The sequence below is a fragment of the Pseudomaricurvus sp. genome, assembly GCF_965662505.1.
Lineage (GTDB): Bacteria > Pseudomonadota > Gammaproteobacteria > Pseudomonadales > Cellvibrionaceae > Pseudomaricurvus.
The window spans coordinates 1-12432 of the sequence record NZ_CBFIHX010000104.1 but is presented as its reverse complement, the minus strand read 5'-3'; the positions used below and the strand labels follow the sequence as shown (position 1 = coordinate 12432).

Below are 12432 nucleotides of genomic sequence, written 5' to 3'. Positions count from 1 at the left end.
CGTAGGATCGCCAGGGGGAGCACTCGTCAGCGATGGTTTTCACACTTTTTTTGTCGAGATCCGGATTGTTTTGCTTCAGTGCGTTGATGATGCCGAGGTCTGTATCCAGCCAAACGTCAGGTTGATAAAAGCCGCGCATCAACAGGTAGTCAACCGTCCAGGAGCCGATTCCTTTAATGGCCAATAACGATTCCCTGAGCGAGGCAATGGCTTTGGACGGACTCAGTGAGCTGTGCGTCATTCTTAGATCGATGTCACCGTTGGCTTGCGCTCTGGCAACATCTTGCAGAGTATCAATGCGTCGCTGTGGCATACCAAAGTGGCTGAGGTCGGCGGTAGCGAGAGTGTCTGCACTCGGGAAAAGATACCATGACTGATCTGCAAAGGTGACCTGTTCTCCACAGCGTTCCAATAATCGACGGGTGAGGGTTTTGGCGGCTTTGACGGACACCTGCTGTCCCAGAATGGCGCGGATCAAATATTCAAACGGATCCCAGGCGCCCGGTAAGGCAATGGTTTGTTTGATGTTGAGAAACGGTGTCAGTAATGCGCTGTTGGCTAAATGTTCTGCAATTGCCAGGTGATTGCTGTTCATGTCGAGCGCTTTGCGTGTGAGTGCAATGGCCTGGTTTAAGTGGGAGCAGTCAAGACCGGTTATTGTCAGTTGAAGTGCAGAGTGTTGCGAAAGCTTTTCACAGCGGAGCAGAACGGGCTGATGATCTATCTGGATAACACGCTGCAAGCTGTTGGCGTCGGCACATTCTAATCCTTCAACCGCACGTTGTTGGTAAAACTGAAACACCTGCTGCCACGGGTAGTGTGCTGAGTGAGGAATCTCAATGACCCATTCGTCTTCTGTTTGGGTGGGTTTACGACGTTGGGCGTTGCGAATGGCTGTGGGTGTCTGATGGTAGAACGATTTGATTTTGCTGTTGAAGCGACGAATGCTATTGAAGCCGGCGGCGAGTGCAACGTCAGTTATGGACAGGTTGGATTCGCACAACAATTGTTTGGCCAGCATCAGGCGTCGGGTTTCGGCGACGTGGGTGGGTGTTGTGCCCAGATTGTCGAGAAACAGACGGCGCAACTGACGGTCGCTGAGGTTGACGGTTTGAGCGAGCGCCGGCATGTCATCACGATCAAGAAAGCCGTTGTCGATGGCATGCAGCACGGTGTCGAGACGCTCGTCAGGCCATTGTTGCAACGCTGTCGGGGAGTACTCGGGGCGGCAGCGTCGACAGGGACGGAACCCTTGTTGTGTCGCTTCCGCAGGACTGCGCAAATAGCGGACGTTATCTTCTTTGGGTAAGCGAGCGGGACAAACGGGGCGGCAGAAAATGCCTGTGGTTAACACACCGATATAGAACACACCATCGAAGCGTGCGTCGCGGGTCAAGCGCGCTTGCTGCCACTCAAGATGAGAGTCTGTGTCGGAAATAGAACGATTCATGTCTGCAATTTACTCCACTTGTGTTGACCCTTCTAGCCAAATTCGGACATTATAGAAAATTGGCTGATTTTCTGGGTTTCAATCAGAATTCAGAACAAGGAAAGGATACGGATATGTCGCAGCCCTGGTTAAGCCGCAAGGAATGGTCGAGCCCTACCATAAACAGCCATGTAAAGTCGGGGCTGTGGGTGATGTGGGGGTTTTCGCTGATCTTTGGTGGCGTGAGCAGCGCAGTACTGATCGCGGGTTATGATGAGTTGAGCCGGAAAATTGCAGGTGGTGACTATCTGGTGTTGCTGGTTTTTCTGTTCCCGCTGGCCAGTGTGTTTTTACTGGCACAGGCGATCAAGCTGACCCGTAACTGGAGGCGCTTCGGGGCGACGCCGTTTCATATGGATCCCTATCCGGGAGCGATTGGCGGTCAGATGGGTGGCCACGTCGATCTGGGTATTCCGTTGCCGGATGCTGGCGAGTTCGACGCGACGTTGGTGTTATTTCGTCGAACCCGCCGTCGCTCTGGCAATGAAACCCGAACGTCCGACAGTGTGGTGTGGCAGCGCAAGGTGCCTTTACATGCCGAGGCTTGCCGTGTGAAAGACGGGCAGCGCGGTACACGGGTGAGGGTGCTGGTGGATGTGCCGGAAGGACTGCAGGCCTCGGAAGTACCGGATAGTGATTACCACTATTGGCGTCTGTCGGTAAAAGCGCTGGATAAGAAGGTGGCGTTTAACCGTTCCTGGGAGCTGCCGATGTTTCCGTCAACAGCGCAGGCGTCCAGCCCCTTACCGGTGGAAGCTCACGCGGCTTTTGAAGATCGGCAATTGAGTGAACTGGAACAACTGACCGAAATTACCCAGCGACCGGATGGCTTGTGGCTGCGTTTTACGCCGGGCAACACGCGCAAGTTGCATACGATGTTAACCCTCTTTGGGGCAATCTTCTTTGCCATTGGTGCGGGGATGACTCAGGTAAGTGACTCCATGGCTTGGTTGTTTGTACTGGTCTTTGGGGGCTTTGGCTTGTTAACCCTGTTGCTGGGTCTCTACGGGTTAGGTAAAGAATTGCGGGTGCGCATTGCGCCGGAGACAGTGATGACCAAGCGATTCTGGTTCGGGATGGCGCTGAGTACGAACGAGCTGGCTCGCTCTGAAATAGAAGGCCTTTCGATTGATTCCTCGTCCAGCATGAGCAGTGGTGAGGAAGTGGTGCAGTATTACAAATTAAAGCTGCGATTAAAGAGTGGCAAAGACAAGTCGTTGGGTTTCGGTATTGATGGCTACGGCAAGGCTGAAAAGCTGGCGGAGCATTTGTCGATGCTGACCGGATTGCCGTTTCGTGGGCTTGACTGAACTGATGTCCCGATGAGGAAAGCCAACTGATGCTGTTGGTTTTCCCCACAGTAATTTCTGGATTTATAACTGTGACAGTGAGACAAACACGGCAACGCCTGCGATGACCGTCACCAGCGGTTGACGTACCAGTGCACTGATCGCCACGGTGATCAGGCCCGCGGTAAAGTACGGATTGTCGAAGTTCAGGTTGAGCACCTTCTCGTTCGGCGCTGACGTGTGTTGTACAAACACGATGGGCACCCAGAGTGCAGTCAACACCGCCGGTGCGGTATAACTCAGCAGCGATTGAAGCCGCGAACCAATGGAAAACTTCAGGTGCGGTGAAAAAAAGGCGTAGCGGTTGTAAAACGTGACTGCCGCCATCAGGCCGATCATTACCCAAATCATCATGGTTTTATTCCCCAGGCTCAGTCTTCAATGAGTTCAACGCTTGCTCGGTGGCGAAACCGGCCACCATGCCAGCTATCCCCGCCAGCAATATCCCGTTGGGCCATTCGTGCAGTTCCGCACCGACCATCACCAGGCCGCTGGTAATGACCGTCACGAATGTGGGCCACGAGCGGATACCAGGAATCGACATCGCGATAAAAATAGCGGCCACGGCAAATTCAAATCCCCAGGCTTGCATGTCACCCAGCGCCTGTCCGAGTAAAATGCCGGCCAGTGAGGCCAGATTCCACGCCAGCCAGAATGTGACGCCTGCGGTAATGGCATAGTAGTAGTCAAAGTGGCCGTGCTTTTTTCGGTAGGCCTCGACGATGGCAAACATTTCATCGGTCAGGACAAACGCCAGCAAGTAGCGCTGATGCCGGGGTAGCTCAAGGGCAAAATTTCGATACACGGCCGAGTAAAGTAAGTGCCGCGAACTGATGACAAACGCGGTGCCCAGAATGGCTGCCAGCGGACTGCCTATCTGAACCATATTCAAGCTGGCCAGCTGTACTGCTCCGGCGAAAACCAATAGCGACATACACTGAGCCTGCCATGGGCTGAGACCTGTCTTCATCGCCAGAGAGCCCGCCAATAATCCCCAGGGAATGACGGCCAGGGACAGCGGGGCGATGTCCAGAATTGCCTGATATCGGTGAGCGGTTGGACTTTGAGTTGCAGACATCGGATGATTTCCGTCGAACTGGGTGGCTTTGGGTGCAAGAGGCGCTGCTGAAAAGATAGATCAGCAGCTCACGATTTTCAGTGATCATTGGCAATTATCCACCGATGCACAAGGGCGCTATCTCTTGCGGGAGGCGGATTCTCTACGGGATTGCACCGAGTCGCAAGTCAGCAAGCTAATCCTTTTACTTTTGTCCCATGGCTCTCTATAATCGCCATCTTTATGAGAATTAATATCATTTAGTTTATCTTTCTGTCTCCGGTCCAAGGATGGTTGTGAGGTCATGTTCTGATCTCGCGCCTGGCGACAACAAGCAAACTTTGGGAATCCGGGGAAATCTATGAATCAAGTGTTCCGTCGTCAGCCTCTGTGTCTGGCTATTTTGGCTTCTGTTGCAATGAGTGCTGCAACGGGTGTGGCTTTTGCGCAAGAGGCTACAACAGCTGCCGCTGAAGAAAAGGCGGTTAAAGAGAGTCTGGCAACTACCATGTCAGAGAGCCGCCGGATCGTGAGTGAAGAGGTTGTTGTTACTGCCAGCCGTGTCGAGCGCCCGCTGAGCACGATTCCCAATACCGTCACGCTGATTGATCAGGTCGACCTGACTCAGCAGTTGAGCATTCAAAATGACTTGTCCACGGTGCTGGGCAACCTGATCCCGAGCTTTTCCCCCAGCCGTCAAAAAATGAGTAACGCCGGCGAAAGCCTGCGTGGCCGCAAGCCGCTTTACCTGATTGATGGTGTGCCGCAATCCAACCCGCTGCGGAATGGTGGTCGCGACGGACACACGATTGATCCCCTGATGTTGGAGCGCGTGGAAGTGATCCACGGTGCCAACGCCATTCATGGCATGGGTGCCTCCGGGGGTATCATCAACCTGATTACCAAAGAGCCTACTGAAGATTTGCAGCAAGCGGTTCGTTTTGAAACCACCATGCAGCCGGAAGATTCCAGTGACAGCATCGGTTATGGTGCCAGTTACAGTGCGTCGGGTAAGGTTGGCGAAATCGATTTTCTCGGCAGCATCAGCTACCGCACCACGGGCATCAGCTACGATGCCGATGGCGAAGTCGTGGGTGTTGATAACACTCAGGGTGACACGATGGACAGTGATACCATCAACGCCTTTCTGAAAGTGGGTCACAGCTGGGATGAGCAGCGGATTCAGCTGACGGTGAACAAGTATCACCTCGAAGGCAACAACGATTGGTTGCAGGTTGATGGTGATCGTGCCAATGGCATTCCAACGTCGTCTATTGAAGCGGATGTGCCGGGTAAAGTGCCTTCCAATGATGTCACCACCATCAATTTGCAGTACAGCAACGAAGCCATTCTGGGACAGAAACTGCGAGTTCAGGTATTTAGTCAGGACTTTGAAGGCACCTATGGCGCAACGCCGAGTGGTACCTTTCAGGATCCTTCCATTGCACCGGATGGAACACTGTTTGATCAGTCGCAGAATAATTCCGAGAAGTATGGGATGAAGCTGACGTTGATTAAAGATGACATCGCTGGTTTGCCGATAAATCTGGTCTACGGTGTGGATGCCTATCAGGATGAAACCTGGCAGGAACTGATTCTTACCAGTCGTAGTTGGGTGCCGCCCACCGTCTACAAAAACGTGGCGCCTTACGTGCAGGCTGAGTTTACCGGGATTGAGAATGTGAGTGTGACCGCGGGTCTGCGTCGTGAAATCTCAAAGTTGGAAGCAGATGATTTCACGACACTGGCTAGCTATGGCAGTCAGTTTGTCGCAGGTGGTGATATAGACTTTGCTGAGACTCTGGGCAACATTGGTGCTACCTACCAGATCAACGATAACTGGCGTGTGTACGCGAACTACTCTGAAGGTTTCTCGATGCCGGATGTGGGTCGTGTGTTGCGGGGCATCGACACACCGAATGAAAGCGTGGAGACTTTCCTGGATCTAGAACCGATTTTGACCGAGAACCAAGAGATTGGTGTGGATTTCCACAGCGAGCGCTTCACTGCACAACTGGCTTACTATGCGTCGGATTCTGACTTTGGTCAGCGTCTCAGTCGTGGGGCGGATGGTATTTACACCGTGAACCGGGAAAAAACCGAGATTGACGGTTTTGAGTTCAGCAGCCAGTGGTTTGCCACGGAATCGGATACTTTTGGATTGCGCTATGCCTACACTGACGGTCGTTACGACTCCGATGACAGCGGCAGTGTCGACAGTGATCTGGATGGTGCCAATATTTCGCCCAACCGCGTCAATATTAGTTGGGAGCACAGCTGGGGTGAGAGCCTGAGTACTCGGGTACAGGCGAATGTCATGATGGATCGTGAGTTTGAAGATGCCAATGGCGTTGAATACGCCGAGTTTGACGGATATACCACCATTGATGTGAGTGCACAGCTGCAGGCTTTGGGCGGTAATTTCGTGTTGGGGATTCAAAACCTGACTAACGAAGATTACTTTACTTACTACTCTCAGACTGTGGGTAACGATGCCCGTAACTTTAAGGGTATTGGTCGCAGTATGAGCTTGAGCTACAACTACCAGTTCTAATATTTAACGACCCATTCTAAAGCTTTAGACAGAGACTAGATTTCAGGAGTTACCGCGTGCGTCGTGCGTTTTTTACTGTTCACAAGTACGCGGGCCTGATTTTAGGACTGCTTCTGGCCGTGATCGGACTCACTGGCAGCTTGTTGGTTTTTGATCATGCTTTGGATGAAGTGTTAACGCCTCAGACCGTTGCGTTTCAGTCGTCGACTGAAACCGCTTCGTTCAGTACTGTGTTGGCAAATGCTCAGGCCGCGGTTGCAGGGAATCCTCAGCCTCGCAGACTGTATGTGCAGCGTGCGCCAGACAGTCCTCATGTTGTACGTTTTCCCAATACCGATAAGACTGCCGGCTCCATTGAAGTCAGTGTTTCTCCTGTCGACGGCAAAGTGCTCGCCGTCAGAACCTGGGGGCAGTACCCGATGACCTGGTTGTACAGCTTGCATTACACCTTGTTGTCCGGCGAGAACGGAAAGATCATCGTCGGCTTGATGGGGTTGGTGCTGTTGTTGTTCTGTGTCAGTGGGATCGTGATTTGGTGGCCGCGCAAGAATCGTTGGCGCAATGCTCTGACGCTGCGCCGGGGCAGTAACCGTTTCAGGTTCTATTTTGATCTGCACAAGGTGGCGGGTATCTATATGCTGCCTCTGCTGTTTGTGGTTGGATTCTCCGGTGTCAGTATGATCTTTCCTGCGCAGGTAGGGCAGCTGGTGGGATGGGTCTTGCCCATGGAGCCCAAAGTGGTTGCGCAATCCGTTCAAAGTGAACACGGCAGGGCTCCTCTGGGGGTCGATAGGGTGGTCGAAATCGCTCAGCAATACTTCCCGAATGGGGTCCTTAAGCGTATTGATCTTCCCCGCAGCGACAGTGCGCCTTATCGTCTGTCTTTTAACGTGCCGAGCGAGCTCTGGAGCAATCACGGCGCCAGCCGGGTGTGGCTGGATCAATACAGCGGAGAGGTGCTGGACAGGCGTGTGGTGGGAGAACAGGCTGCTGGTACAACCTTTATGGCCTGGCAGTTTCCTCTGCACAATGCCGATGTTCTGGGGTTGGCCGGACGTTGGTTGTTCGTGCTGGTAGGCATCGCGCCTGCTCTTTTGTTCGGTACCGGCGTTTATCTGTGGTGGCGCAAGCGTGTATTGAAAAACAACAAGCGTGTGATGCGTAATAAGTCATAAAATCAGTCAATAATAACCACGTTAGCTGTTGCTGTGGTTATCACCTTGATCATCCTCCTTTAGAGCGCATTTCTTGTAGAAATTGTCCTTTAGCAAAAGCCCAGCTATAACTGTTTAATGCATTTATAACAGTTATCACTATAGCGGGCTCAAGGAGGATACGACGCTTGTCCCAGTCTGATAAACAATCAAACTCTGTCCGATTCACCATTCGCTTTACGGTGGTTTCCATCTTCTTGATGGCCACGATCATCACGGCCGCTGTTGCCGTAGGATTGCAGTATTATTTCTCCCGCGTGGTAGCGACCAAGGTCGCGGTCTCTGAATACAACGCGTTAGCGGACAGTAGCAGTCAATTCCTCAAATCTGTGGACCGCCAGGCAGGGCAAACCGTCAAGGTGTTGGCATCCTATCCGGGACTTGCGGCTGAGGGTGGATTCCGCCCTGAGGCTCGCGGTGTCTTTGCGGAAATTATGCGCAATAACCCCATGTTTTATTCCATTTATCTGGGGTTTGGCAATGGCAGCTTTTTTCAATTGGTTAATCTCAACAGCGATGAGACAGCTCGTGAAACGTTGAAGGCTGTACCGGAAGATCGTTGGATTGTGGTTAAAGTTGAAGGCGTGGGGGAGGACCGTCAACGAACGTTTGAATACTACGACGCCGGATTTAACTTGCGCTTATCGCGGCACGAACCTACCGATTACACAGTCAGTCAGCGCCCCTGGTATGTCCATGCAAAATCGGGAATGGTTAACAAAACAGAGCCTTACATGTTTCACGCTCTGCAAGAGCCCGGGCAGACCTATTCCTCCCCGGTGGAGGGCAGTTCGGCGGTGGTGGCTATCGATATCGCCTTGTCTACCTTATCGAATCATTTGTCAGATAAGCGTTTAAGTCCGGAAAGCGAGGTCTATGTCTATCAAGATACCGGTGAAATCATTGCCTCGGATTTGCCTCCGCTTCAAGCACAGGCCATCCCCGCTGCAACACCTCTGGTGTTGAACGAAGAAGAGCAGCAATGGGTTAAAGACAATCCGGTCATGTTTGTATCCAATGAAATGGATTGGGCGCCTATCGATTTTGCCGTGTCCGGAAAACCTTATGGCTACAGTGTGGACTACTTGTCTTTGATATCGCAGATGACCGGTGTCCGCTTTGAATACCTGAATGGTTTTACCTGGTTAGAGCTGGTGAAGCGGTTTCGTTCCGGTAGCATTGATGTTTTGCAGCCGGTCTACCGCAATCAGTTTACGGAAGATTTTGGCTTGTTCAGCGATCCGTTTTTAAATCTACCTTACTCTCTGGTCACCCAGCTGGATCAACAACAAATTACCCATGTACGTCAACTTGAAGGCTGGACTATTGCCATACCGTCCGGTTGGTCAATCATCGATATTATTCGACAGCATTATCCTCAGGTAAACGTCATGGAGGTACCCTCAAGCCACGCGGTGTTTGAGGCGGTGTTAAATAAAACAGCGGATGCGGGGTTGGATGTTGGCCAGATTCTGCACTATACCGCGCGCCAGTATTTTTTTGGTGGGCTGAAATACCATGACGATCTGGAATTTTCTCCGGTGGCGTTTCCGGAGAATTTAAGATTTGCATTTCATCCAGAGGATGAAGTTCTTCGTGACCTGTTTAATCGCGCCATTGCCAGAGTCACAGAAGAGCAAAAGCTGGCCCTTTCTCATAAGTGGTTTGAGGGGAATGTACTCGAGAACGACTCTTTGGGCACAGTGCCCTATGCGCCTTTAATTGCTGAGCTGGATGTGTCTGAGAATTTAAATACTTTGCGGACAGTGGATCTCAGTGGCACTAAGCACTTTATGTACATTACGCCGTTCACCGGAAATGATCGTCAGGGCGAGTACTTCGCCATTGTGACACCTGTGGCCTCGGTACTGGAACCTGCTCTGGATAAAGTGCGATTTACCGCGCTGTTGACGGCCGGCTTGCTGTTACTGTTGATTCCAGTGCCCTGGTTGTTTGCGTCACCGATTGTAAAGCCTGTCAGAGCTTTGGCTCTGGAGAACGAAAAAATAAAGTTGCGCCAATACGATCAGTTGGATATTCCCCGCAGTCGGATCAAGGAAATTGATGAGCTTGGACTGTCGATGATTTCCATGACGGAGGCGATTCAGGCACACGAAGCGCATCAGATTGCGCTGATGGATTCATTTATTGAGTTAATCGCTCAGGCTATTGATGATAAATCTCATTATACGGCAGCTCATTGTGAGAGGGTGCCCGAGCTGGCCATGATGCTGGCAGAAAAGGCTCAGCATTCGACGACAAAGCCATTCAATGATTTTGCTTTCAAGTCTGAAGCTGAGTGGCGAGAGTTTCGGGTGGGTGCCTGGCTGCATGACTGCGGGAAAATCACCACCCCAGAACACATTGTGGACAAGGGCTCGAAGCTGGAAGTGATTTACAATCGGATTCATGAAATCCGTACCCGTTTCGAAGTTCTGTGGCGAGACGCCGAGATTCATTATTGGGAGCAATTGGCGCGTCTGGCCCGCGAAGGTAATGCCAATCTGGATCAAGTAAAGGCTGTGCTGGATAAAGAGCTGAAAACCGCCCATCAAACTTTAAAAGACGATTTTGCTTTCATTGCCGAGATGAACGTCGGTGGGGAATTTCTGACAGAGGATAAGTTAGAGAGGGTAGAGCGGATCGCTAAAATTCGCTGGACCCGACATTTCAGTCGTCGATTGGGTTTGTCTCCACAAGAGTCCAACCATCTTGCCTCTTTGGATCTTGAGGAGGAAGCCTTGCCTTGCTCCGAGGAGCTGCTGCAGGATCGCCCCGAGCACCTGATCCCCCGTGAACATGCGACCGACTACGACCCTCGGTTGGGTATTAATATGGATATTCCGAAGTATTTGTATAATCAGGGAGAATTGCACAATCTGTCCATTTCCAGAGGCACCCTCGCAGCCGAAGACCGTTTCAAAATCAATGAACATATGATCAGTACCATTCGGATGCTGGATGCTCTGCCGTTTCCGAAGGAGTTGGAAAATGTACCTCGCTACGCATCAACACATCATGAAACTCTGGTTGGTACGGGTTATCCACGTAAGCTCAGTGCAAAAGATCTGTCGATTCCCGAGCGTATTATGGTGTTGGCGGATATTTTTGAAGCTTTGACGGCCGCCGACCGGCCTTACAAAAAAGCGAAGTCAGTGAGTGTTGCCATCGATATTCTGTACAGCATGGTGAAGAACAATCATGTAGACCCTGATGTATTTGAGCTGTTCTTAACCAGTGGCGCGTATCTGGAATACGCCAGACGGTTCCTGCCGGAAGAGCAGATCGACGAGGTGGACATTCAGAAATACCTGCGCAATGATTGATGCCCCCTCAAATCAGAGGGCGTGAATGTGAGCAGGAAACCGAATGACCTCCCCGGATAATACCGTGCCGATTGAGTTGCTGGAAAAGACTCGTCCACAACAACAGCGAGCCATCAAAACCTACGAGCGCCTTCTGGAGTCCGCCGCTGAACTGCTCGATGAAGTGGGGGTAGAGAGAATCTCCACTAACCTGATTGCTGAGCGCGCCGGAATCACGGTGCCTGCGCTCTATCGTTATTTTCCCAACAAGTACGCCTTACTGTATGCCCTGGGCGCTCGTCTGATGGACCGTCAGAATGAGGTGGTGCTGGAATGGTTTAAGGTGTTTTATGATCCCCAGAGTCCGCTGGATCACATTCATCACGTCTACGACATTCTCAAGGCGACCCACCAGGTAACCGCTGAACAAACCGGTGGTCTGGCGATCTTGCGCTCTATGAGGGTGGTGCCGGTGCTGTATGAGGCGCGGCTCAAATCTCATTACGCCGTCAGCGACTGGATTTGTCAGCAGTTGGTGGAGTTGCTGGGAGTCGAGTTATCGAAGGAGTTGACTCTGCGCGTGCGCCTGATGCTTGAAGTGGGTACGTCTGCCATCGAAGTTGCCATGGAAGATCCCGAGATGCCGGTGGAGTTGGCGCTAGAAGAGGGCGCCAAGATGATGGAGCTCTATTGGGCTGGCCTCTATCGTGAGCTGGGTCTTTCTGACTCAGGTAAAAATTAGTCATAACTAACTATTTGTTGACGAGTGCTTTTGTCCGGGGCTAGACTGGTTTTTAAAAGTTAATAATGACTAATCTTTGGGGGCGTTATGGCTCTGATATTGAATCGTGGCCTGAAATGGGTGGTGTTGATCGCAGTGCTTGCAGGCATGGTGGGTTGCGGGGATCAGCAGGATGCCTCCCATTCTGCTGCCGCACAGCCACAGAGTTTGATTCCTGATGATCCACAGCTGGCGGAAATTTACCAGACAAGTTGCCGGGCCTGCCATATCGTCCCGGGTACAGGCGCTCCTCTGACGGGCGATATCAATGCCTGGAAGCCCCGAGCCACCAAGGGGATGGGCACGCTGCTGGACAATGTGATCAATGGCTTTGGTGGTATGCCGCCCTTGGGGCTGTGTATGGATTGCAGTGCCGAGGAGTTCGAGGCATTGATTCGCTTTATGGCATCCCAGCCTATTCCGGATAACAGTTAATAAGGGGTTGGTCATGAGTCGTCATCAATACACCTCACCGATGATCAGTCGTCGCAGTCTGTTGAGTACTCTGGTTGCCGCTGCGGGAGTCGCTGCGACTGGCACTTCTCTGGCGGGCGCTTCTGCCAGCCTAAAAGAGGCCGCGCCAGCTTCCAAAAGGCGGATTCCCTGGACCAACTGGTCTGGTTCACAGAAATGTTTCCCACAGGCACGCAAGGCGCCTCGGTCTCTGGCTGAATTACAGGAAG

9 protein-coding genes and 1 pseudogene are annotated in these 12432 nt (G+C 52.0%); 7 read left to right on the top strand and 3 right to left on the bottom strand.

Annotated features, from left to right (window positions below):
• Positions 1-1450, bottom strand: a 1450-nt coding sequence (locus ACTG33_RS13265; RefSeq protein WP_439135703.1) for a DNA-3-methyladenine glycosylase 2 family protein, incomplete at its 3' end; no start/stop codon positions are given.
• Between the two features lie 113 nt (positions 1451-1563).
• Here ACTG33_RS13265 and ACTG33_RS13260 point away from each other — a divergent pair.
• Complete coding sequence (locus ACTG33_RS13260; RefSeq protein ID WP_439135702.1) at positions 1564-2799, top strand: hypothetical protein; 1236 nt, start codon at positions 1564-1566, stop codon at positions 2797-2799.
• A 63-nt stretch (positions 2800-2862) separates the two neighbouring features.
• Here ACTG33_RS13260 and ACTG33_RS13255 read toward each other — a convergent pair whose 3' ends face one another.
• Positions 2863-3192 (bottom strand): AzlD domain-containing protein, encoded by a 330-nt coding sequence (locus ACTG33_RS13255; RefSeq protein WP_439135701.1) that lies wholly within the window; start codon positions 3190-3192, stop codon positions 2863-2865.
• A 4-nt stretch (positions 3193-3196) separates the two neighbouring features.
• Positions 3197-3916 (bottom strand): AzlC family ABC transporter permease, encoded by a 720-nt coding sequence (locus ACTG33_RS13250; RefSeq protein WP_439135700.1) that lies wholly within the window; start codon positions 3914-3916, stop codon positions 3197-3199.
• Between the two features lie 340 nt (positions 3917-4256).
• Here ACTG33_RS13250 and ACTG33_RS13245 point away from each other — a divergent pair, with 340 nt between their 5' ends.
• The 6 genes and pseudogenes from ACTG33_RS13245 to ACTG33_RS13220 form a co-directional block, all read left to right on the top strand.
• Positions 4257-6449, top strand: a complete 2193-nt coding sequence (locus ACTG33_RS13245) for a TonB-dependent receptor (RefSeq protein WP_439135699.1) — start codon at positions 4257-4259, stop codon at positions 6447-6449.
• A gap of 56 nt (positions 6450-6505) precedes the next feature.
• The gene (locus tag ACTG33_RS13240) at positions 6506-7624 is read left to right on the top strand and encodes a PepSY-associated TM helix domain-containing protein (RefSeq protein ID WP_439135698.1); all 1119 of its coding nucleotides are present in this window, start codon (positions 6506-6508) and stop codon (positions 7622-7624) included.
• Between the two features lie 167 nt (positions 7625-7791).
• A complete protein-coding gene (locus tag ACTG33_RS13235) occupies positions 7792-10989 on the top strand; it encodes an HD domain-containing phosphohydrolase (RefSeq protein ID WP_439135697.1) in 3198 nt (1065 codons plus the stop codon).
• Positions 10990-11032: 43 nt separating this feature from the next.
• Positions 11033-11710, top strand: coding sequence for a TetR/AcrR family transcriptional regulator (locus ACTG33_RS13230; protein WP_439135696.1), 678 nt, complete (start codon positions 11033-11035; stop codon positions 11708-11710).
• An 87-nt stretch (positions 11711-11797) separates the two neighbouring features.
• Positions 11798-12184, top strand: a complete 387-nt coding sequence (locus ACTG33_RS13225; protein ID WP_439135695.1) for a c-type cytochrome — start codon at positions 11798-11800, stop codon at positions 12182-12184.
• A gap of 13 nt (positions 12185-12197) precedes the next feature.
• Positions 12198-12432 (top strand): annotated as a pseudogene (locus ACTG33_RS13220) (hypothetical protein); the annotation flags it as partial.

Excerpts from the sequence above, each read along its gene's own strand:
- ACTG33_RS13260 (WP_439135702.1), top strand. The coding sequence starts at position 1,564 with ATGTCGCAGCCCTGGTTAAGCCGCAAGGAATGGTCGAGCCCTACCATA.
- ACTG33_RS13255 (WP_439135701.1), bottom strand. The coding sequence starts at position 3,192 with ATGATGATTTGGGTAATGATCGGCCTGATGGCGGCAGTCACGTTTTAC.
- ACTG33_RS13250 (WP_439135700.1), bottom strand. The coding sequence starts at position 3,916 with ATGTCTGCAACTCAAAGTCCAACCGCTCACCGATATCAGGCAATTCTG.
- ACTG33_RS13245 (WP_439135699.1), top strand. The coding sequence starts at position 4,257 with ATGAATCAAGTGTTCCGTCGTCAGCCTCTGTGTCTGGCTATTTTGGCT.
- ACTG33_RS13230 (WP_439135696.1), top strand. The coding sequence starts at position 11,033 with ATGACCTCCCCGGATAATACCGTGCCGATTGAGTTGCTGGAAAAGACT.
- ACTG33_RS13225 (WP_439135695.1), top strand. The coding sequence starts at position 11,798 with ATGGCTCTGATATTGAATCGTGGCCTGAAATGGGTGGTGTTGATCGCA.